The organism is Bradyrhizobium sp. 930_D9_N1_4 (assembly GCF_052076015.1).
Classification (GTDB): domain Bacteria; phylum Pseudomonadota; class Alphaproteobacteria; order Rhizobiales; family Xanthobacteraceae; genus Bradyrhizobium.
The window spans coordinates 1590069-1611218 of sequence record NZ_CP197236.1 but is presented as its reverse complement, the minus strand read 5'-3'; the positions used below and the strand labels follow the sequence as shown (position 1 = coordinate 1611218).

The following is a 21150-nucleotide window of genomic DNA, read 5'->3' as shown; positions in this document are numbered from 1 at the left end:
GCGAAGGGACCGGCTGCGCAGGGGGGCAGCTACGAGGCCAGAGAGGCGCGCCCGGACGGCTCCGAATTGGCGCATGCCCGGGCCAAATTTCCTCTGGCTGTTGCCGCCTCGCTGACGGCTGAACGACGACATCAACGGACTTCGCGCGCTGTGCAGCCTACAAAGACCGCACCAAGGCGCTGCGTCGTTCAAGCCCGCTCTTGTGAGCAGAGCTGAGACCGCAATGACGACCCGCCCTTACGCGGCTGAGCACAGTAAAACTGCGCTCAGCTCGTAACTTAGTTCGTGTTCAAGCCGGTCGTATTCTTCAGGTTAAGCCGCAAGATATGCGCATTGTTCGTCGTGACGATCGTATCGTCCGCCGTGGCAACGACAGTTCGGACGAACTGCAAGAATTTCGCCGTCTCCACGGTCGCAGCGTTGGCCGCGAAGAGCACGTCCTTGTCACGCATGTCGAACTTGGTCGCGAGGAAATATCCAGCGGGATCGCGGAAATCGACGTTGTAGACGACCGGGACGAGAGGTCCGACATACTTCGAACCATCAACACCAAGACGTTCGGCAAGCTCGCGCGGCTCGCGGCGGTAGACGTAGACACCCGCCGGCTCGGCTTGCGCGTCAAGCAGACCGCCAGCCTTGGCCATCGCCTGCGCCATCGTGATCTTCCACATATCGAACGGGAATTGTCCCTGCTGGCCCGAGGCACCGAAAGCCAGGAACACCTGCGGCTCGCGGTAGACATAGATCGAGTCGCCCGGATGGACCCACACGTTGTTCATGGGCGAGAACACCACCGAACCAAACGGCACGGTCGCACGCTTGCCGTTCCGCTCGAGCGTGACCCACGTCTCCCAACCCGGCCCCTTCGGACCGCCTGCGCGCGTGATCGCGTCCAGCACACGCTCGCCCGCGGCATTCGCAGGGAAACGATTGGGCTGATTGACCTCGCCGAGAACGCTGATCAAGGACGTGTTCTGAGTAATCAGCGCCACCACCACCTGCGGTTCGATGGCGCGATTTCCAATCGCCTTGACAATATCCTGCTGCACTTCAGCCGGAGTCCGCCCAGTCGCGCGTACTGCACCGGCATAGGGGACGGTGATGTTGCCGGCAGAATCGACGTTCTGGTTTGGCAGCGACACGAAGTTACCCGGCCGCACGCCTGCCTCGGCAGGGATAAACAAGCCGCCCGCAGCCGCTTCGAAAATCGTCACGGACACCACGTCGCCGATGCCGAACTTGATGGTTTCCGGCCGTCTCTTGTCGGGGAACGATCCCGCCAAAGCGCCCGGGCCGTATTCCTGAAGAACACCGACGACGTCCGGGGTCAGCTTCACCACGGCGTAACGAGGGCCGGAGTTGGTCTGTTCGGACTTGACCTGGAAGTCTTGGGGACCAGAACTCGGCATAATCGAGCAACCTGCGCAAAGCAGCAGGAAGCCGGCTAGCGCGGCGCGCTGAAAATACTCAAACTGCAAGCTTACCATCCCCAATTGACGATGAACGGTTGCGGGAAAACCGTAGCTGAGTCAATCGGTCTCGGGGTCTTCGCTCCGTTTTGCGCGGCATGTTGCGCGTCCGCTACAACGCATGCGGTGATCTGCCAGAATAAACGGCAACGGCGACGCAATGCGTGCCGCATGCGTCGCCGTTGCCGTCGAATTGTGAACGTACGTTAGTAGGCGTTCCTGTTATGAACGACCTCGAAGCACGTCATCATGATGATCTTAACATCCAGAGTGAGCGTCCAGTTGTTGATGTACCAGATGTCACAGTCGACCCTGCCTTTCATCTGCTCAACTCTGGCCGTCTCGCCTCGATATCCCCGCACCTGAGCCCAGCCCGTGATGCCGGGCTTCACATGATGCCGGAACGCGTATTCCGAGAGTAGATCGCCGTAATGATCGTCATGCGCGAGAGCGTGGGGCCGGGGCCCGACCAGCGACATATCTCCCAAAAGCACATTCAGGAGTTGCGGAATCTCATCGATGCTGGATCGACGAAGAAGTCTGCCGACCCGGGTCACGCGCGGATCGAACCGCTGCGCCTGGGTGACCACCGCTCCATCCTCCATCACGGTCATGGTGCGGAATTTGAAGATCGAGAACTGCTTCGCGTTGAAACCATTTCTCCGCTGGCGGAAGAACACCGGCCCCGACGAGTCGAGCTTGACGGCGACCGCAGTGAGAATCATCAGCGGAGCCAGAATGAGGAGACCGATGCTGGCCCCGATGATGTCGACAATCCGCTTGCCGAACTGCTCCCACTGGGAGAGAGGCCCTCTCTGAACTTCGACGGACAGCGACTTTCCGAGACGGTAGGACGGATTCGAAGCGACCGAGCGGATGCGCCGGTCGGGCAAGAGGCGCACCGGCAATGGCGAGACGCGCAGGCGATCCCGGACCAATTCCAGCTTGCGCGTGTCATTCCAGGGAAGAGCCAGCACGATCTCATCGACGCCGCGATCGCGTGCGATCGACAACGCCTTGTCGAGGGCCGCATCTTCATCCTCGGTCATGGAAAAACCGCCGACGCCGTCCACCGACGACAGCGTCACACGATCAACTTCCGCAAGACCGAAACGCTCCAGCAATTCGTCCTGGCCCAGCGCAGCAAGCTCGGCCCGCGTGCCAAGCAATACGGTTGCGCGCCCCTGAACACGCCCCTCGCTGACGGCGCCCACGACGAGTCGCTTGGAGAAGCGCCGGGAGACGATCAGCAAGACAAAAGCGAGCGTGCCGTAGCACAGGACGGACCCGCGCGAGAAAGACGCACCGACCTTCATCAGGAAGGCGAGTTGAGACAGCAGAAGGATGACGAGCGACCATTGCAGGAAGATGCGAGCAGCGTCCCTGCGTCGCGAGAAGACCGCTCGGAGATCATAGAAGCCACTGGAATGTCCCAGCAGGACATAGAGCAGGGCGGACATGATCCCGGCCCCCAACAGCTGCTCCGGACTCTTGAAATCGCCGTTCGCGACAAGCTGGTAGAACGCACCGCCAATCACGCTGGAGAACGCGATGACACCCGCATCCACGGACATCAGCAGGTACTGAAGTGCAGCGTACGGAAATTTTCGTCCCAGCGCAGGCAAGAGCCACGGCCCGTTCTTGAGCGTCTCATGGGCTTGAGGACCACGCAGACCTTTGTCCGACGCCGTCATAGCGTCGGTCATAGACTCTTGAGGTACCATGAATCACCTCGAAACTTGGCGCAGCAACAAACTTAACGGGTACTAAAATACGATTTTGCGCTGCATTACAATAAATTTGCGCATTGCAACAGATCAAATTTTGTAGATGCTAAATGTCAAAAAATTAATCATGTCGTCAAGACTGAATGCCGTCTCGCGATGAACAAAATACGCGCAAACTTAGGACAAAATGTGCGCGCATTTGCAACTAAGAGAGGCCGTATCGGTGCAATGTAGAATTGTTTTTCTTGCAATAACCGGTCTGCTGGTTGCCGGACAGGCAACTGCTCAAGATTGCCCCACTTGTAGCGGGCCTCTGGCACAACCTCAGTTCAGTCAGAGCACCAATCTTGCAGGCGGATGGCGCCTGGTGAAAAGCCGCAACCCCAACGGAGGGGGCGAGATCGTGTCCATTATGCACGCGGTCGATACGACGAAATCCGACCTGGGACTCGCAGGACTGAGTCTGCGGTGCGGCCCGATCGGTCCCGAAGCAATCCTGATTTTGCTGGATCAAGTCCCCTCGGCAAATCCACCCGCCGTGACTCTGCAAGCCGGACCTACGAAGACCCGGGTCGATGCATCAGTGCTTCAGGACGGACGAGCCCTGTTGCTGCCGCTCGCCGCAACAACCATCTCGAATGCAGCGAGGAAGGGTACGACCGAAGTTTCGGTGTCCATCGACACGCAGCCTCTCGCCATCGCCGGCGTCGTTCCAATTACCGGCCTAATCAATGCTTTGAGTTCACTGTCTGTATACTGTCCCGCCGGGTAGCGGCCAGATTCAGGCAAGCGTGAGGCAGAATTCATTGTCTCTTAAGTCGCGGAAAAGAAGGTGGAACCGGGGAGTTTACTCATGGTTCCGGTTGTCATCTTTCTGTTTCTTGTCTGTGCGGTCCTGGCGTGGAGCTTTCGCGTCTGGATACTCATTCCGATCACAGGCGTCGCTCTCATCACACAGGTCATCTCTGATCTCGTCGGCGGGACAAGCGCCGCGACAATGACGTGGTCCGCGCTCGTCATGGCACTGGTGCCTCAGTTCGGCTTTATGCTGGGCCTGCTCGCCCGTTACGTCATGTTCGCCCTGCGGGCGCCACTGGCGCACGACCATCCGCACAGCAGCGTCGCAAAACTTTACAAGCAGAGTTCCGATTCATACAGTGTCGCCGAAGTGCGCCGTGGCTCCGATACGCTGTAAATCGGTCACAGGCCCATAGTTTACGGCTTTGCAGCAGGTCAGCGAACCACGCTCCAGTTGATACGCCGCCCGCAAAAGGTTGGCAGGATTGTCGGCACCACTGATCGGCCTAATTCTTCTGGCCATCGCAACGCCTGTCTTTGCGATCAGCAATCAAGCTCTCGGCCAGGATGTCAGCCTGGCCGCCGCAGCACTCGTTTTGATCGTCGCAGCATGTGAAGCACCTGAGAAGATTGCTTTCGTCCTGCATCGGCTAAAGAGTATCTGGCTCATCGCCGCCGTGCCGCTCGTGTGGCTGGCTTTTCAACTGGCACCTCTCCCCCTCTCATCGCTGACCAATCCCCTCTGGTCGGCGGCAGCGCTGGCGCTAGGCGAGCACTGGAGCACCGGACATGTCACGGTCGATCCGGGATCCACATTTCGCAGCATGATCTCCTATCTCGGCGCTCTGGCGCTGGCGATTTCCGCAGCCATTGTCGGCCGCGATCGCTTCCATGCAAAAGACGTTCTGATCGCACTCAGCGTCGGGTCGTCGCTCACAGCGCTTCTGCTGCTGATCGGCCAGCTCAATCCCAACAGCGGCCTGCCGACATCGGATAGCTCGAGCGGAATCGCCATGGCCGCAGTGGCCGCGATTGCAATCGTCGCGAATGGAAGCATTCTCACCCTCGCCGCGGGCAAGGACGACAACGGGTCGTCTTTGGACCGGCTCGGACTTGCCGCGTTCGCCATCATTGCCATTGCGATTTCATTTTTCGCGCTGAAGGCTGCTGCACAGGTCACGCTGTCCGTCCTGTCCCTGATGGGACTGGCCGTCCAGGGTTTCATCGTGCTCATGCGGCGCCTCAGATTCCGGTCATGGCAAGCCTTCGCGATCTTCCTGGTGCTTGCCGCGCTCGCGATCGCCGTCGCCGGCACAAAAAGTCCGGGCTGGGTCGAACTTGCAGACCGCATTCGCCCGGAGGATCTCTCGGACATCCGACGCGCTCTGTCGGATACGCCGTGGCTCGGTACCGGCGCGGGCACGTTCGGCTCCGTGATGCAGACCTATCGAAGCTTCGGCCTTCAGCCGCTGTCTATCGCGCCGTCAACCGCCATTGCGATCTCGATCGAATGGGGAGGCGTAGCCTTGTCGATCACGACCGCGTTGGCGGCGCTGTTTTGTTTGATGCTGTTCTGGGCGACCTTGCGGCGATCACGCGATGCCCATTTCCCCCTGCTCGCCGCGACGGTCGTACTCCTGACGCTGTGCGAGGCCTTTGCAGACCCCAGCCTCCTCGGGAGCATTCCCCAAGCGATCGTCGCGATGTCGATCGGGCTTGGCCTATCGCAACGAACGGGTACGGGCCGGCGCTCGAACTAGCTCTGGCCTAGACCCTTCGATCCGCGATCGTCGTCCACAGCTTGCTGCTGTGAGGCAACTGCATGCGAACCCATCGATAGGGGGCGCGGGACCACGCCTTGACCTGTGCGTTGAGGTTGTCCAGCACAAGGTCGCCCTCATTGGTACGAATGACCAGGACGAGATGGTGCTCACCGCTGGGCACGACCACTTCGCTCAGCAGCAACACGCGTGCCGGCCAACCGCGTTTCAAAAGCTCGTGGCGCTTGGTCACCGCATAGTCATTGCAGTCGCCGCGCGACGGGCTGAGAACCCAGGCCTCTTCAACCTCGTTGTCGAGACGTTCCCCCACGATGCCACGATTGACCGTGTCGTTGACTTGCTTCAGATCCTTCAGCCGCTCGGGCGTGAGCTGGATCGGCCCCCCACGAAATATCGGACGGCTGCGGCATTCCGCTTCGTAGCGGTGACAGAAGCGGTTGAATGCCATTGGAGGTAGTGCCGGAGCGTCGAACTTGATGTGCTCCAGCAGAGGCCGAAAGCCCATCGTGGATCCAAGCAAACCTGCGTCCGCGGGCGCAGCAAGGCACCACGAGGCGATTGCAACAGCCAAGCTTGCGGATATTCTGCGCATGTCCTTGCTCCCCATTTCCAGGCAGCCTAAGCAGGACGACTTGAGATTATGGACGCGCAAAGCGGCCAAATTGGTTCAATAGCCGCTTGTTCTGTTACGGACTTATTTACTGTAAGTGTCGGACAACGTTCCGGAACTAATCTTTCCCATGACTGGTTCCTCCCTCGAACGACAAGGGGACCCTAGGCCAGCAGATGTTGAGATTGCCTCGTGCAAAGAATTTGCGACCCAAACCACGGTTGCCGGACGGCATTCGCGTCTACGCCCTGAGCGACATCCACGGCTGCTCCGACTTGCTCAAGACGATGTTCTCGGTCATCGACCGCGATTTGATGACGATCGGCAGGCGGCGAGCGCTTCATGTGTTTCTCGGTGACTACATCGACCGGGGCCCGGATTCCTCGGGGACCATCGACCTCCTGATTGATCGCGCCCGGAGGCACGAATCAATCTTCCTCAAAGGCAATCACGAAGAGTTCCTTTTCGAGGTCCTCAGGAATCCCGAGATGCTCCAGAACTGGAGACAGTATGGCGGCCTCCAGACCCTGGGCTCGTATGGTATCCAGGCTTCGCTCAATCCGAACGCCGAAGAGCAGAAAGAACTGATACATCGGCTGGCGATGACGATTCCGATGCATCACCGCATGTTCTTCGAACGCCTGCGCACGAGTTTTGTCTGCGGAGACTTCTTTTTTGTCCATGCCGGCATCAAACCGGGACTTCCGCTCGCCCGTCAGCGCGAGGAAGATCTTCTCTGGATTCGCGACGAATTTCTGCTGAGCGAAAAGATGCACGAGAAATATATCGTCCACGGTCATACACCGGTCCGGGAAGCCGACATTCGGCCTAACCGGGCGAATATCGATACAGGGGCCTACGCGACCGGAAACCTGACGCTCCTGACGATCCAGGGGCAACGGCTGCTGGCCCTGTGAAAACGGGCTGGGTCTATCGCTTGCTTATGGTCTCGCATCCCAAATTTCGAGCAGCCTTGATTGGCCTTGCCGCCGTGATCGGCTGCGAGGCAATCGGCATCATCATCTCCGATATGGCCTCGATGCGGACGCCGGCCGCACCACAAGCCGATATCGTCGCGCAATTGCTGCCCGGCTGGCCCACCTCGCCTGCCGCATATGACAATGAAACTAAACGTGCCGTTGGCGATGCGCTCAAGATGCTGCGCAGTCCCCCAAATAGCCTTCTCCAGCGCGAGGACATGGAGCGCGCGAGGGATGCGCTCCGCGCGGCACTTTCGCACACACCTCACGATGCCCGGCTCTGGCTTGCCCTGGCCGCCCTTGAAGTGTCTCGCAATTCGAATGGCGCCGCCGGCTCCGAGCCGCTCAAGCTGGCCTATTTCCTGGCTTCGAACGACGCTCGATCGATGCCGACACGGCTCGAGATCGCAACTCGAATAAGCGGCCCCATCGATATGCAACTCCAACTGCTCGCAGAGGGAGACGTACGGCTCATGCTGACGCGTCAACCTGACCAGCGCGCCGCGGTGTTGTCGGCCTATCGGCGGGCATCCAGTCAGGGTAAGGCTTTGCTTGAGAAGGCGGTTCGGACGGCCGATCCTTCTGTTCTGAAGTCGCTGGGAGGCTAGATCGCCTCTACCGAAACATGAAATTGGCCCCGCTTAAGCGGGATATTGATCCTCGATCGCCGAATGTCTAAGATCAGCTGCAAATTTTGAGGAAGTTGGCGATGCGCTCTGGGATGGGATTTTTGTTGGTATCGGCTCTGGTGGCGTGCGCGAGCCCGGCGCTTGCCGCGGATTACGCAGTACCCGCGTACGCGGTCCCCACGGAGCGGCGGGTCGCGCAGATCGTGACAATCGATCGTGGGCCGAACCCGTATTGCGGACCGAGATATGGTTGCCCGATCACGGACCGAGTCCGGCATCGCAGCCTTGGCATGGGCTATCCGTCCGGTTTCGACCCCCGCACCAGGGGCGAGCCAGCCTATTTCTACGGGCCGACCCGAACCTATGTGCGGTTTGTCGATCCGCTTTATCCAGATCGGATCTCGGCTTACTGACGGAATCGACGCTGTCTCAGCGCAGCAAGCTCCCGGCCAGTCGGCCGTGAGCCCTGCTCGGCAACCAACCGCAGCTTTCCGAACGCGGGATGTCGTGACACAGGATGTTTTGACCGGAAAAGCCTAGCGGCCGGCTTGCTGATCAGTTCGTCTTGCCGACGGGTCGGAATTCCGGGAAACGGCTGAGCATCGCCGCCTTCAGGAACTTGAAATGTGCGACTGAAGCGCCGAGCTCCTTGAGCCGGCGCTGGCCATTCAGGATCTCCTTGTCGAATAGATCCTGGTGATGATTGTCGAGCGCCTCGCGCTCGAGATATTCGTCATCGCCATTGCCGAAGGTCACGGCTGCCCGCGCCAGGACGTCCTCGACGCGGCGATTCAGGCCCGTCTGTTCACGCTCGGCTGCATGCAGAGCGTCGTCGATCGCGATCATGATGGCCTCGATGCGCGTGCGATCGGTTTCGGCGTCGCGCTCAGGGGAGCGCGCGCGGAACGTCTGTTCTCCGCCGAAACGATCTTTCAAGAAGTTATGGGTGCGGGCCCGCAGGAAGAGCTGAAACATGCGCGCATTTTCCGGTTCGAGGCGCCAGACCGGAAAATGGGCCCAGGATGGTTAAGAAAGGCTAAATCCTTGACGCAGCTCGGTGCGGCTTTGCGCCATCCAGGCCTTCCAGGCACCTTCGTGCTTCTCGTAAAGCTCCAGCCAGCGCCGTTCGCCTGTCCCCGACCATAAGCGGCGGTCATCGGCGGTAATCCGCACGCTCTCTTGATCGAAGGCCTGGACGCTGTCGAGCCGCTCGAACTCGAAAGTCTCCTCCTGCGTGAGGCCGATCAGAACGCGCCGTCCCACCGCATCGACGAAATATCGTCGTGGCGCATTGTTCATCAGGTCAGTCAACACGCCCTCCCTCTTCCGCAGCCCACGAACCGCTCAACGCACCGGTATCGCAGCCTAAGAACCAGACAAAAGTGACTTGCAGGCTCCATGCGCGATCCTGCAACGACGAACCAGCGCGAAGTGGATTTAACCTAAGCAAACATGGTTACGTGGTCGCCAGCGCCGAAACGGGTTCTCACGTCTTCATGATTCCCGGTTACGTTCGTCGTCCAGCGGCATTGAACGAACGGGCTCAACGCGAGCACGGTTGCAAACCCTCAAAATGCTCGCCGCAATCTGGCCAGCGACGGATTTTGCTGCGATTCGATTGACCGGTAGCTCTGATAAAGCGGGCGACGCACCTTGCGCTTACGCGATATCCGCGCACGCATTGCATAGCCTGCACCAAAGCCGGCAAGAAGCGAAATCAAAATCACAACTGCGATCATTCGGGAATTCTTCCGCTGTTAGGTGCTTCATTGGCGACACGGCCATCTCATCTTCGAGTTGTGTCGAGATCGTGATGAGCGTCGCCGATTTTAGAGTCAGATCCAAGAATCTTTGGGCAGCACTTTGCTTGCAAAGTAATCGATCGCCCGCGCATCACCCGAGGAACCAGAGGAAGAATCTCACCAGCAGCAGCGTGACGAAATACACCCAGCCGGCCATTGCGATCAGCGCAACACCGAAGAATGCGCCTTCGAATGCCCGGTCTCTGATCTTGGTAAGAGGAAGTGCCACTCGCGCCTTCTGAAGCATCTTGAATTTCTTTTTGTTCGTTCGTGTTGCGGCGATCTTAATCGAACGAATTCGACGAACTCGTGACGACTCATCGTAGCAAATGTGCAAAGCCACTCGCCGAGATCGTCGTGGAATGCATGACTCAAATCTGTCGCGAGTCTCCTTGAGAGCCATTGCGCAATATGACGATCTGATTGCATCAGAGACGCATGGACCGGCGACGCGAAGAACGCGACGGCTCAGCGCCGCGGAATCGCAACGAAGTCGGCGGCTTGGCCGTCATCACGCGACTTGCCGCGGTACAGGAAAAGTCCCTTGTCCGTCGACACGATATCGCCGGGTTGAAGCGTGTCGTCGGTGAGGACGCGCTGCGTGGCGATTTTTTCGGGCGGCTCGGGCGCGGGAGGATGCAGCCGCCATTCCCGTCGCGCCTGTTGAGCGCGGATGCGCGCATCCTCGATTCGACGTTTCCAATCCTCGCGAGAGACCAGGCTGTCGGGCGAAGGCAACGGCTCGACGACCGCAAACGCGGCCATCCGATCCGCCTCATCCCCGGCTAGACCTTGACCGGACCAGATTTGAGCGGCAGCAACCGCCACGACAATCGCGCCGTAGTATTTCAGTGCACGGATCATCGCGATTATCCGGAAATTGGACCCTCAGTATAGTGAGCTGCCGCGACCGTGTCTGCCTTGGCCATCTCCCGCATGCGATCACGCGCCCAGAACCGGCTTGCGCCCGCCGCGCCATCCATTATCAAGTGGAGGTTGCGGATTTAAGCTTTGCCGATCTGGGCTTCGAGGACATATGAAGGGCATCATCCTGGCAGGGGGAACGGGTTCCCGGCTCTACCCCGTGACCGCCGTGGTGTCGAAGCAGCTATTGCCTGTCTTCGACAAGCCGATGATCTATTACCCACTGTCCACCCTGATGTTCGCCGGCATCAGGGATATCCTCATCATCACCACGCTGCAGGACCAGCCGCTGTTCCAGCGGCTGCTCGGCGACGGTTCCGAGATCGGCCTGCGGTTCTCCTATGCCCATCAGGACAGCCCGCGCGGCGTGGCGGACGCCTTCATCGTCGGCCGCGACTTCGTCGGCACGGACTCCGTTGCCCTCGTGCTGGGCGACAACATCTTCTACGGCAACCGGCTGCCGGAAATGCTGAGCCTCGCCGCGGCACCGAAGCGCGGAGCCACGGTGTTCGGATATCCCGTCAACACGCCCGAGCAGTTTGGCGTGGTCGAGCTCGATGCGAGCGGGCGCGCACTGTCCATCGAGGAGAAGCCGGCCCAGCCGCGCTCCAACATCGCGGTGACCGGGCTCTATTTCTACGACAATGACGTTCTCGACATCGCCGCCGGGATTTCACCGTCCGCGCGCGGTGAACTGGAGATCTCCGACGTCAACAGGGTCTATCTCGAGCGCGGAGAGCTGTTCGTGCGGCTCATGGGCCGCGGCATGGCCTGGCTCGACACCGGCACGCATTCGTCGCTGGTCGAAGCCAGCCATTTCGTCCAGATCCTCGAGCAGCGCCAGGGGCTGCGCATCGCCTGCCCCGAGGAAATTGCATTGCGGCAGGGCTACATCTCGCTTGAAGCCTTCGAGAAGCTGGCGCAAAAGAACGCCAAGAGCAGCTACGGCCAATATCTGCTGTCGGTCTACCGCTCGTTCGGGCGCGAGGCGGGCGGCTCCTGAAGCAGAGACCGAATGCGCTTTGACGGCATCACCATCTTCGTGACCGGCGGCGCGGGCTTCATCGGCTCGGCCGTGATCCGGCATCTGCTGGCGGATACCGGCGCGCGTGTCGTCAATATCGACAAACTGACTTACGCCGCCAATCTCGGCTCGCTGCCGGGAGCGTCCGATCATCCGCGCTATGCCTTCGCGCAGCAATGTATCGGCGAAGGCGCGGGCCTGCGGGCGCTGTTCGAGACATACCAGCCCGACGCCGTGATCAACCTCGCGGCTGAAAGCCATGTCGACCGTTCGATCGACGGGCCGGCGGAGTTCATCCAGACCAATGTGGTCGGCACATTCACCCTGCTTCAGGAGGCACTGCGCCACTGGCAGGCGCTGACGCCGGAAAAGCGCGCGCGCTTCCGCTTTCTCCACGTCTCGACCGACGAGGTGTTCGGATCGCTCGGCGCGAGCGGCCTGTTTGGCGAGGACACCGCCTATGCGCCGAACTCGCCCTATTCGGCGAGCAAGGCGTCGTCCGATCATCTCGTTCGCGCCTGGCGGGAGACCTACGGCCTTCCCACCATGGTGACGAACTGCTCGAACAATTACGGCCCTTATCATTTCCCCGAAAAGCTCATCCCGCACATGATCATTCGCGGACTGGCGGGCGAACCGCTGCCGGTCTACGGCGACGGCGGCAACGTGCGCGACTGGCTCTACGTCGTCGACCACGCGGAGGCGCTGACGCTCGTGCTCGAGCACGGCAGGATCGGCGAGACCTACAACATCGGCGCGCGCTGCGAGCGAACCAATCTCGACGTGGTCAAGCGCATCTGCGAGCTGCTCGACGAGATAGCGCCCGGCGCCGCCAAGCGCCACGAACTGATCCGCTTCGTCGCCGACCGGCCCGGTCACGATCTGCGCTACGCCATGGATCCCGGCAAGATCGAACGCGAGCTCGGCTGGCGCCCGCGCGAGGATTTCGAAAGTGGACTTGCGAAGACCGTGCGCTGGTTCTGCGACAACCGGACATGGTGGCAGGACATTCTCGATCGCGGCTATCGGAGCACGCGGATCGGTCTTGGCTCGTAAAACCCCGTGGTACTACGGAGCGCTGCGCACCGCTTTTATCGCGGTAAGGTTGAGCAGTTAGCTTAATCCGCGTTGTTTGTTGCGAACGCGGCGGGATCGCATATCCATCCTCTCACCGGGCTCCCCCAAGCCCGGCCCCACCCAAGCAGAGCCGTCGAGCGAACGTGGGTTTGCTTGACGGCTTTGTCGTTGTGTCGACGAGAGGATGAATTCGGTTATGGCGCGCAGGCCCTGGTCATTCAAGGAAGACCGCCGGCTGATGGAATTGGCCAAGTCTTCGACGTCGCTGGAGGAAGCGGCAAAACTTCTCGGGCGCACGCCCGATGCGATCAAGCGCATGGCCTTGCGCCTCGGCCTGTCGCTGAAATCCAAGGGCTCCAAGAAGAGCTAGTCTCTGCCGCAGAGGCGGCTTCCTGTCCGAAGTAACCGCCTCGTCGATGACGCGAATCCAGGCGACGATCGCCTGCCCGCTCCGCCAAAGCGGAACTCTCGACCGTGCTCTGCATTGTTTCCGAAAGAAATGCGGGAAGCGGAGCCGCCATGGCAAACACTTTCGTTATCGCGATGTCGAGCTGGATCGGAGTCAACATCCTGTTCCTGGCCATGCGGCTGTGGGTCACCAGACCGAAAGACTGGCACATCGGCATCTGCACGCGCCAGCTCAGCACCGTCCGCGTGAAATCGCGATTGCACCGGCAAGCCTGACGTCTCGACGAATGTCGCATGAGGGCCCCGCGGCCGGAGCGGCCTGCGAACCGAGGTTGATACAACCACAAGCATGGGTCTAAACCTTATCTTAGCGCATGGGTGGCTACGGTCGGGGTAATCTTCTTTTAACCCGCGGGCCGGGATGACGTCGGTACGGCCAAAACTGACACTGGCAGCGCTCGTGCTGGCGAGCACGACGGCGTTTGCGCTTGCCGGTCATCTTGCCGCGACCCGCTTCATCCACGATCAGCAGGCACATCACCTCGACGAGCTGACCGAGGTCATGCTGCGCCGGTCCGAATTTGCTGTCGACTTCGCTGCGGCCAGCCTCGATGAGCTTGCAAACCGCGGACTCGCCACATGCGATCCGGCCTCACTGCAAGCGATCCGCCTCCACGTCTATCAGCGTTCCGCCGTAAAGGACGTTCGCATCGTCAATGTGGACGGCTCGGTGATCTGCTCGGCCTATTCCGAGACGCTCGAATTCGACAAGGGCTGGGTCGAACGTAGCGACATGCTCGCCTCTCGCGATTCCAGGCTGATGCTGTTCCGCGTCGAGCAATTCGGCGGCGACGCGCTCGGTGTGCTCAGGGACATCGGTAACAAGAAAGCACTGGTCGCGATCCTCGGCGTCAATGCCAGCCTGTTCGACATCATGCCGGCCGAGCTCCGCGCGCATGGCGAGGTGCAGCTGGCACTCAACAACGGCGCACAGCTCGGCAAATTCATCCTCGACGCCGACAAGACGCTGCCGCATCCGGTCGCGTTTACCAAGAGCTCGACGCGCTTCCCTCTGCATACCGTCATCCGCATCGACAAGACTGCGCTCTCGACCTGGAGCACCGAGGCTTACTGGCCGGCGATGGCCGTTGCGCTCGCGCTGGGCGTGCTGTTCGGAATCCTGTTGTCACGAACCCGGCGCGTCGAGGGACCGGTCGCCGATCTCGATCGCGGCCTGGCGCGCCGCGAGTTCAGGCCGTATTTCCAGCCGATCTTCGATCTCAGAACCGGCCAGATCAAGGGCTGCGAAGTCCTGGCACGCTGGCTGCGCGAGGACGGTTCGGTCGTCCCGCCGATGAATTTCATTCCGCTGGCGGAATCCAGTGGACGCATCGAATCCATGACGTGGCAGATCCTGAGGTACGCGCTGGCCGATCTTCAGCCGCAGCTCAAGGCCGACAAGGAGTTCAAGCTGTCGCTCAACGTCGTGCCGAAGCACCTCTTGAGTGCCGGCTTCGTCGAAACCCTGCGCGCAACCGTCAACGCCGCAAAGGTTTCCACGCGGCAGATCGTGGTGGAAATCACCGAGCGCGACGAACTCGAAGATCTCCCGCGCGCAGCCGCCGTTGTACGTGAATTGCGGGACTACGGCTTCCGCGTCGCCATCGACGATGTCGGCGTCGGCCATAGCGGGCTGTCGCGACTGAAGGGTCTCGGCGCCAACACCATCAAGATCGACAAATTCTTCGTCGATACCATCACAATGGACGCCTCGACCACGACGATCGTGGAGATGCTGGTGGCGCTCGCCAGGGACTTCCACATGACGGTGGTCGCCGAAGGCATCGAGACGGAGGAGCAGGTCCGCGCGCTGATCTCATGCGGTGTCGAGGAAGGCCAGGGCTATCTCGTCGCCGCGCCCCTGCCGTTCAAAAAATTCAACGAACTGGTTGAATCGCAATGTCCTGCGGATGCCGCCGCAACTCCGGACGCCACGGTCGCGCAAGTCGCCTGACCGCCCCACTGCCTCGATTATGGACAGCATAGCGCGCACATATGTCCCCTTGCGAACCACCGGTCATAAACGCCGCAGCGACTTGCGGACCTTAACGATGTTCGTGGCTTTCGGAGGCGTCGCGGCGATCGACGGGCTATCATGCTGCAATGCGTCGTAACCATTTCATCGCAGCCGCAGCAATCTGCTTCGCGCTCATCGTCTATGCCACGCTGTCCAAGCTGTCGGGCAGGCCCGCACTCATGGGCCATGCCGAAGCCTATTGGGTGGTCATCATCGAGCGCTTCAGCGCGTATGGCTTGTTGGGCTTTCTGATGTCCTTCCTCCTGCCAGGGCGTCTCAGGCTGGCTTGCACTCTGGTGATCGCCGTTGCGGTCAGTCTTGAGCTCTTGCAATCGCTGGTACCGGACCGCGATCCCCAATTCATCGACGTGCTGCAGAAAGCTGCCGGAGGTACCGTCGGCGTTCTGCTCGCCCAGACGATTCTGGCTTTCCTGCCCAGACCGCCGTCCTGAAGCGCATTCGAACGAAGCGGGCCCTGGCTTGCGTCAAGAGGACGCGTCAAAACGAGACTCTAAAGTCCCGCTCCGATCCATCGGGCGGAGATGACTATGGAACTGCTGGCGGGCGGCTTACTTCGCCATTTGCCCGCGCAGCTCGCCACCGGGGTTGGCTGCGGTATGGATGTTCGCATACCACTTGCCGGCGACGAGATCCGCGGCCTGCGTGTCGGTAAGCGTTGCCGTTCCCTGGATCGGGCTTTCCGTCGACTTGAAAGGAAGCGCGATACCGGCGTTCTTGCCAGCCTCGCCGGGTCCGTGGAAGTGGGCGCCCAACGCGGGCCCGCTAAGACCGGAATAGCTGACCAGGTAGGTCAGAAATTTTGTGTCGGTGTCGAACGTCGCTTCGGCCTTGCCGGAACCGGAACTCGTGTTGGGCGGCACCTCGTTGCTGCCCTTGAGCTCGGCCTGCAATTTGACGACTTCCGCGCTGGCAACGGTCGCAAGTCCAGACGGGAGCGCAAAAACCAACGCACCCGTCAGGCACATGACTTTGTTCATGGCATCCTCCCAGCCGTGACGATATTGGGCCTTCCCGCTCCGGTGTAAAACACCGGCGGTCGCGCCAAATTCCGGCTGGGTGAATATGCCTGATTCGAAGCGAGCCGACTGTCGCCGCTTACGCCACGCCGCGCCGCAAGCCCGGGTGATCGATCGAGCGGCCCCCCGACATCTGCTGATGGGCATCGCGCAGCGCCGTGATCGCTTCATCGAGATCGAATTCGGTCTCGCGAATCGCCTCGAAGAACCGGGCCATCAAAGCGAGGTTCAGCTTGACGCGCGTATTCCCGTCACGGCTCTTGCGGCGATCGAGTGACAGATGCATCGCCTGCATCCTGGCCTCGGTGGCGCTACAGCCGCTGAGGGTCGCGAGTTCGTCATAAGTCATCCAGATTTGAGGCATGTCCCTGTCCGTCTTTTGTTATGGGCCTCAACCTAGATTTCAGTTCTAAAAGCAGTATTGCGGCAGCGCGGCCTCACCGTGTTTTCGCGACAACAGCGTCAATGCAAACCTAAGACGGCGGCGTCCTGGTGGGGGCGAACGGATGGCGCGGCCGGGAGCGGCCGTCGAGCCCTTTGGGCAGCTTGTCGGCATTGAGCTTCACGATCGCGCATCTGGCGTCGGCGGCCGGCGCATCATCCTGGCTGTAGATCAGGGTCGCCTCGAACTGGACGTCCGGCGCTTCTCTGGCCGTTCCCGAACAGGTCGCCACCAGGCCGCTGCACTTGCCCAGAAGATCGACCTCGACCTCGTCCGGACCGAACACGCTCGGATTGCCCTCGGCATGGCGTCGCACGGTCAGGATCGCCGTGAACTGCTGCTCGTCGACCTGATACGAGCCACCATAGGTAAAGAAGCTGTCGCGCCCCGAAATCCGGCCCTGGACCAGATCCACGACGCCGGTGCCCTGACCGCGGGGGGTCCTGAACCAGGCTGCGTATTTGCCGTCTCTCAGCATGGGAAATTTCCCGACGTGAAAATTGACCTGTATTTGCGACCAACTCTGGGGCGCGACAATGACCGAACGGCCAGCCCTTTGGGCAAGGTTAATGCCCCGAAAATCCAATCCATCGAATTGCCGCCGACGCATGGGGCCGGCAGCGAACGTCAAAACAATTCTATGCCGTCGTCCGCGGCCTCGACCGCTTCGACGCGGCGGGTGGCGGCGATCGACGCAATGCCCAGCGTTTGCAGGAATTCGCGGTGGACGTCCCGCTCGCGCTCCATCGTGTAGCGCGCAAACAGATCGTCGAGCATGGCCTGATCCTGCGCCTCCGGCTGCGGCCGTTGCGCGCCTGCGCTCGCGGTCTCGAGGCGCGCGGCAACCGCAGGCAAGGCCGCGGAGCTCTCGCCGAGCGAGTTCATCAGGCCCTGGGCCGAATTCATCAGGCCCTCGAATTCCGCGCCCTCATCGACCAGCCGGTTCATCAGCGTGCCGAGCCGCTCGTTGCCGGCTTCGACCTCGCGCAGCGCCTGGAGAATCTGTGGCTCGAGCTTGGCGAGCTGCGTGGGATCACCCTGCACGCGGAGCGTCTTCAACTCCCTGGCCGAGCGCTCGATACCGTCGAGCACGGGTCTCAAGCGCCCCGCGCCCGCCGAGACCTGGTCGGCAGTCGCCTTGAGCTCGTTGGCGATCACGACGAAGGCGCTGCCGCGGCTGCCGAGATGGCTGGCCTTGAGGCCGGCATTCATGCCGATCAGCGTGATGTCGACGGTCGCCTCGGCAAGACCGGCAATGGCCTGACGAAATTTTGTCAGCGTGTCCTCGACGATGGCGAGCGCATCGTCGACCGAACGACCGGCGCTCTCGCAGGTGGCGATCAGGGTCGAGGCATGCGCCAGCGTCTGCTTGATGCGCGCCAGGAATGACGATGCGCCCCCATCCTCGCCGCCGAACAGCGTGCGGCCATGGCCGACGACGCTGCCCGCATCGTGCAGGATGGAGGTGAGCGCACGAACGATCTGGCCGATATCGCCGCCGAACTCGCGCTGGGCGTCCCTGAGCAGGGCCGCTTGCAACTGGCAGATCGCGCGCGTGCCGTCGTCGCTCGCGACCGGGTCCGGAACGAGGCCCGGCGCAGATTCCGACGCAAGGCCGAGGCCGTGACAGACATGCTCGAGGCGCTGGCGCGTGCTGTCGCCGGCCTGCAAGGAAATGATCGCGCTGCCGACCGCCTCCGCGATCTTCTTGGTGCTGGTGCCGGCAAGAACGGCAAGCTGGCTGCTGTTGCGGCGCTGATCGCGCAAGCCCGAATAGGCTCCCCCGAGCTCGGCACTCTCCGACACCAACTGCTTGCCGTAGCGGTTTTCGAATTCCTTCTGCCGACCGGATGCGGTGGTAACGGCGTCCGACAGGCGCTGCTGGTCCCGTGCGCAGCCCTCGATCGACCCCTGCACGGCCTTGCCGAGATCATAGGCCTCCTGCGTGAAGGCGAGAAAGCCCTCGCGGTCGCCGTCGAGCGAAGCCGCCTCGATCCGCGCGCTGCGCGCGATGATGGTGATCATCCCGATGTGCTTGAACAGCGGCTTGAGCAGCGACGACGCCTCCGCCGTGCTCGTGCCGATCGTCGCCAGCAGCGCGCTTTCGGCCGGCAGGGCCCGGGCAAGCTCGCTGAGCCGCGCGGAAATCTCCTGCAACGCGGTGGCAGCGCCCTCGATCTCGGCACCGGAGAGCTCCTCCGAAAGCGTCGCGAGGCCCTGGTTCAACTCCCCAAAGATGAGGTGGCCGCGACCGAGCTCCTGGCCGACGCGCGCGAAGACGTCCTCGATCCGCGACGAGACATCCTCGATCGCCGCGGTCGCTTCAGTCAGCGCATGGGCCGGAATGGCGGACATTGCAATCAACCCGTCAGCGCCGGGTGCCCGGCCTGGTACCAGAGCATGATCTCGCGCGGGATATGATTCAGCGAGACGACTTTCTCGACACCGCCATGGGCGATGGCTTCCTTGGGCATCCCGAACACCACGCAACTCTCTTCGTCCTGCGCGCGGGTCGAGGCGCCGAGCTTGCGCATTTCCAGCATGCCGCGCGCGCCGTCGTCGCCCATACCGGTCATGATGACGCCGAGCGCATTGGCACCGGCATGCTGGGCGGCCGAACGGAACAGCACGTCGACGGAGGGGCGATGACGCGACACCGGCGGACCGTCCTTGATCGCGATCTGGTAACGCAGGCCGATGCGTTGCAGCAGCATGTGGCGGGCGCCTGGCGCGATATAGGCGCAGCCCGGCAGCACCGGCTCGCCATCCTCGGCTTCCTTGACCTTGATCTGGCAGACGCTGTCGAGACGCTTCGCAAAGGCCGCGGTGAAGCCGGCCGGCATGTGCTGGACGATGACGATGGGCGGACAATGCGGCGGCAGCATCTCGAGCACGTCGTTGAGCGCCTCGGTCCCGCCCGTCGAGGCACCGATGCACACGATGCGTTCCGTCGTCGGTCGGACCTTGCCCTGCACCGGCGGCGGGATGATGGCATCGGCGGTGAGCTTCTTCTCGATCGCCCGCCGTTCCGAGCGCGGCCGCACCTTCGCGCGCGCGGCCGACTTCACGGCCTCGCGCAGCCGCGTGGAGCATTCGAGCAGCGCCTGTCGCGTGTCGATCTTCGGCTTCGGCACGATATCGACGGCGCCGGCCTCGAACGCCTCGAACATCACGTTCGAGCCTTCTTCGGTGAGCGAGGAGCAGATGATCACGGGAATCGGACGCTGCGCCATGATCTTGCGCAGGAATGTCATGCCGTCCATGCGCGGCATTTCCAGATCAAGGATCATGACGTCGGGGATCTCGTTCTGGAGACGCCGCGCCGCCGCGAACGGATCGGACGCCGTCCCCATCACCTCGATATCGGGGTCGTCGTTGAGGATCGTTTGCAGGATTTGGCGCACCGACGCCGAATCGTCCACGATCAGCACGCGAACTTTCTCCCTCGGCATCCGGTGTGGCTCCAATCAGACCTGGAAAATGGTTGGCTGAACTTGCTTCAAATCCGGAACGGAACTGTGGATCATGGATTCCGAGTGCCCAACCAGCAAATACCCGCCCGGCCGCAAATGGCTGCAGAGCTGCTGGACGACCTTGCGCTGGGTCGGCTTGTCAAAATAGATCAGCACATTGCGGCAGAAGATGATGTCGACGTCCCGATCCACCGGATAGGACCCATCCATCAAGTTCATGCGCATGAAATGCGTCATGCGGCGCAATTCGGGCACCACCCGCACCTCGCTGCGCGACCTGTCCCGCGACGACAGGAAGTAGCGCTTCAGGAACGGCTCGGGCACCGGCGCGAGCACATCGCGGGTGTAAATTGCGGTCTTGGCCAGGCGCAGCACGGCGGTCGAGATATCGGTCCCGAGGATACGGTACTGAAACCGCGATCCGCTCCGCGTCATGTCGTCCAGCACCATGGCGGTGGTGTAGGCCTCCATGCCGGTGGAGCTCGCCGAGCTCCATATCTTCAGGTTCGCGTTCTTGCGGCCTTGCGACTTCAGCAGAGCGGGAATCGCGACGTCCCGCATGAAGGTGAAGTGCTGCGGCTCGCGGAAGAAGTCGGTCTTGTTCGTCGTCACGACATCGATGAGATGGGTGAGCTCGGTGTCGAAATGATCGGCTTCGAACAGGTTGTCGACATATTCGTTGAGGTCGGAGAAATTCAGCGCGCGCACGCGCTTGTGCAGCCGTCCCTCCAGCATCAGCCGCTTGCCCTGCGGCAGCTTGATGCCGACCTGGCCCTCGATCAACTCGGCGATGGTCCGGAAATGGCGGTCCGACAGATGGACGGCCGTATCCTGCACGGCGGGCATCATGGCTGAATGCCCCGATCCGCGATGGCCGCCTGCACTGAATGTC

Annotated in this window: 24 protein-coding genes; 10 read left to right on the top strand and 14 right to left on the bottom strand. The window is 61.5% G+C overall.

What is annotated here, in order from left to right; translation table 11 throughout:
• Nucleotides 1-278: 278 nt before the first annotated feature.
• Together AB7532_RS07480 and AB7532_RS07475 are read right to left on the bottom strand one after the other, a co-directional pair.
• Entirely contained in the window at nucleotides 279-1487 is a 1209-nt protein-coding gene (locus AB7532_RS07480) for a polysaccharide biosynthesis/export family protein (protein WP_441234161.1), read from the bottom strand.
• A 188-nt stretch (nucleotides 1488-1675) separates the two neighbouring features.
• On the bottom strand, nucleotides 1676-3175 hold the full coding sequence (locus AB7532_RS07475; RefSeq protein WP_441234160.1) for an undecaprenyl-phosphate glucose phosphotransferase: 1500 nt from the start codon (nucleotides 3173-3175) through the stop codon (nucleotides 1676-1678).
• 874 nt (nucleotides 3176-4049) lie between these two features.
• Here AB7532_RS07475 and AB7532_RS07470 point away from each other — a divergent pair.
• Together AB7532_RS07470 and AB7532_RS07465 are read left to right on the top strand one after the other, a co-directional pair.
• Entirely contained in the window at nucleotides 4050-4391 is a 342-nt protein-coding gene (locus AB7532_RS07470; protein ID WP_441234159.1) for a hypothetical protein, read from the top strand.
• Between the two features lie 88 nt (nucleotides 4392-4479).
• Entirely contained in the window at nucleotides 4480-5754 is a 1275-nt protein-coding gene (locus tag AB7532_RS07465; RefSeq protein WP_441234158.1) for a hypothetical protein, read from the top strand.
• A gap of 7 nt (nucleotides 5755-5761) precedes the next feature.
• Here AB7532_RS07465 and AB7532_RS07460 read toward each other — a convergent pair whose 3' ends face one another.
• Entirely contained in the window at nucleotides 5762-6367 is a 606-nt protein-coding gene (locus AB7532_RS07460) for a transglutaminase-like cysteine peptidase (RefSeq protein WP_441234157.1), read from the bottom strand.
• A gap of 194 nt (nucleotides 6368-6561) precedes the next feature.
• Between AB7532_RS07460 and AB7532_RS07455 the strand changes: the two genes are divergently transcribed.
• Both AB7532_RS07455 and AB7532_RS07450 read left to right on the top strand, forming a co-directional pair.
• Nucleotides 6562-7302 carry a metallophosphoesterase family protein gene (locus AB7532_RS07455; protein ID WP_441234156.1) on the top strand — a complete coding sequence of 247 codons (741 nt, stop codon included), beginning with the start codon at nucleotides 6562-6564 and terminating at the stop codon, nucleotides 7300-7302.
• Between the two features lie 56 nt (nucleotides 7303-7358).
• Nucleotides 7359-7973, top strand: coding sequence for a hypothetical protein (locus AB7532_RS07450; RefSeq protein ID WP_441234155.1), 615 nt, complete (start codon nucleotides 7359-7361; stop codon nucleotides 7971-7973).
• 576 nt (nucleotides 7974-8549) lie between these two features.
• Here the strand turns inward: AB7532_RS07450 and AB7532_RS07445 are convergent.
• From AB7532_RS07445 to AB7532_RS07425, 5 genes are all read right to left on the bottom strand, one after another.
• Complete coding sequence (locus AB7532_RS07445) at nucleotides 8550-8969, bottom strand: hypothetical protein (RefSeq protein WP_441234154.1); 420 nt, start codon at nucleotides 8967-8969, stop codon at nucleotides 8550-8552.
• A gap of 51 nt (nucleotides 8970-9020) precedes the next feature.
• Complete coding sequence (locus AB7532_RS07440) at nucleotides 9021-9308, bottom strand: hypothetical protein (RefSeq protein ID WP_441234153.1); 288 nt, start codon at nucleotides 9306-9308, stop codon at nucleotides 9021-9023.
• 254 nt (nucleotides 9309-9562) lie between these two features.
• A complete protein-coding gene (locus AB7532_RS07435) occupies nucleotides 9563-9733 on the bottom strand; it encodes a hypothetical protein (RefSeq protein ID WP_441234152.1) in 171 nt (56 codons plus the stop codon).
• A 154-nt stretch (nucleotides 9734-9887) separates the two neighbouring features.
• The gene (locus AB7532_RS07430) at nucleotides 9888-10025 is read right to left on the bottom strand and encodes a hypothetical protein (RefSeq protein ID WP_441234151.1); all 138 of its coding nucleotides are present in this window, start codon (nucleotides 10023-10025) and stop codon (nucleotides 9888-9890) included.
• Between the two features lie 239 nt (nucleotides 10026-10264).
• Nucleotides 10265-10660, bottom strand: coding sequence for a hypothetical protein (locus AB7532_RS07425; RefSeq protein WP_441234150.1), 396 nt, complete (start codon nucleotides 10658-10660; stop codon nucleotides 10265-10267).
• 172 nt (nucleotides 10661-10832) lie between these two features.
• Between AB7532_RS07425 and rfbA the strand changes: the two genes are divergently transcribed.
• From rfbA to AB7532_RS07395, 6 genes are all read left to right on the top strand, one after another.
• Nucleotides 10833-11723, top strand: coding sequence for a glucose-1-phosphate thymidylyltransferase RfbA (gene rfbA, locus AB7532_RS07420; RefSeq protein WP_441234149.1), 891 nt, complete (start codon nucleotides 10833-10835; stop codon nucleotides 11721-11723).
• A gap of 12 nt (nucleotides 11724-11735) precedes the next feature.
• Nucleotides 11736-12800: a dTDP-glucose 4,6-dehydratase gene (gene rfbB, locus AB7532_RS07415; protein ID WP_441234148.1), complete on the top strand. Its 1065-nt coding sequence runs from the start codon at nucleotides 11736-11738 to the stop codon at nucleotides 12798-12800.
• A 217-nt stretch (nucleotides 12801-13017) separates the two neighbouring features.
• Nucleotides 13018-13191 (top strand): hypothetical protein, encoded by a 174-nt coding sequence (locus tag AB7532_RS07410; protein WP_441234147.1) that lies wholly within the window; start codon nucleotides 13018-13020, stop codon nucleotides 13189-13191.
• 149 nt (nucleotides 13192-13340) lie between these two features.
• The gene (locus AB7532_RS07405; RefSeq protein ID WP_441234146.1) at nucleotides 13341-13505 is read left to right on the top strand and encodes a hypothetical protein; all 165 of its coding nucleotides are present in this window, start codon (nucleotides 13341-13343) and stop codon (nucleotides 13503-13505) included.
• Nucleotides 13506-13650: 145 nt separating this feature from the next.
• Nucleotides 13651-15243: an EAL domain-containing protein gene (locus AB7532_RS07400; RefSeq protein ID WP_441234145.1), complete on the top strand. Its 1593-nt coding sequence runs from the start codon at nucleotides 13651-13653 to the stop codon at nucleotides 15241-15243.
• Between the two features lie 149 nt (nucleotides 15244-15392).
• Nucleotides 15393-15758, top strand: coding sequence for a VanZ family protein (locus AB7532_RS07395; RefSeq protein WP_441234144.1), 366 nt, complete (start codon nucleotides 15393-15395; stop codon nucleotides 15756-15758).
• A 117-nt stretch (nucleotides 15759-15875) separates the two neighbouring features.
• Here the strand turns inward: AB7532_RS07395 and AB7532_RS07390 are convergent, their stop codons facing one another.
• The 6 genes from AB7532_RS07390 to AB7532_RS07365 all read right to left on the bottom strand — a co-directional run bounded on the left by AB7532_RS07390 (nucleotide 15876) and on the right by AB7532_RS07365 (nucleotide 21107).
• The gene (locus AB7532_RS07390) at nucleotides 15876-16304 is read right to left on the bottom strand and encodes a CHRD domain-containing protein (RefSeq protein ID WP_441234143.1); all 429 of its coding nucleotides are present in this window, start codon (nucleotides 16302-16304) and stop codon (nucleotides 15876-15878) included.
• Nucleotides 16305-16422: 118 nt separating this feature from the next.
• Nucleotides 16423-16707 carry a hypothetical protein gene (locus AB7532_RS07385; RefSeq protein ID WP_441234142.1) on the bottom strand — a complete coding sequence of 95 codons (285 nt, stop codon included), beginning with the start codon at nucleotides 16705-16707 and terminating at the stop codon, nucleotides 16423-16425.
• A gap of 109 nt (nucleotides 16708-16816) precedes the next feature.
• The gene (locus AB7532_RS07380) at nucleotides 16817-17263 is read right to left on the bottom strand and encodes a hypothetical protein (RefSeq protein ID WP_441234141.1); all 447 of its coding nucleotides are present in this window, start codon (nucleotides 17261-17263) and stop codon (nucleotides 16817-16819) included.
• A 149-nt stretch (nucleotides 17264-17412) separates the two neighbouring features.
• Complete coding sequence (locus tag AB7532_RS07375; protein ID WP_441234140.1) at nucleotides 17413-19140, bottom strand: chemotaxis protein; 1728 nt, start codon at nucleotides 19138-19140, stop codon at nucleotides 17413-17415.
• A 5-nt stretch (nucleotides 19141-19145) separates the two neighbouring features.
• Nucleotides 19146-20237 carry a protein-glutamate methylesterase/protein-glutamine glutaminase gene (locus AB7532_RS07370; protein ID WP_441234139.1) on the bottom strand — a complete coding sequence of 364 codons (1092 nt, stop codon included), beginning with the start codon at nucleotides 20235-20237 and terminating at the stop codon, nucleotides 19146-19148.
• 15 nt (nucleotides 20238-20252) lie between these two features.
• Nucleotides 20253-21107: a CheR family methyltransferase gene (locus tag AB7532_RS07365; RefSeq protein ID WP_441234138.1), complete on the bottom strand. Its 855-nt coding sequence runs from the start codon at nucleotides 21105-21107 to the stop codon at nucleotides 20253-20255.
• Nucleotides 21108-21150 lie beyond the last annotated feature (43 nt).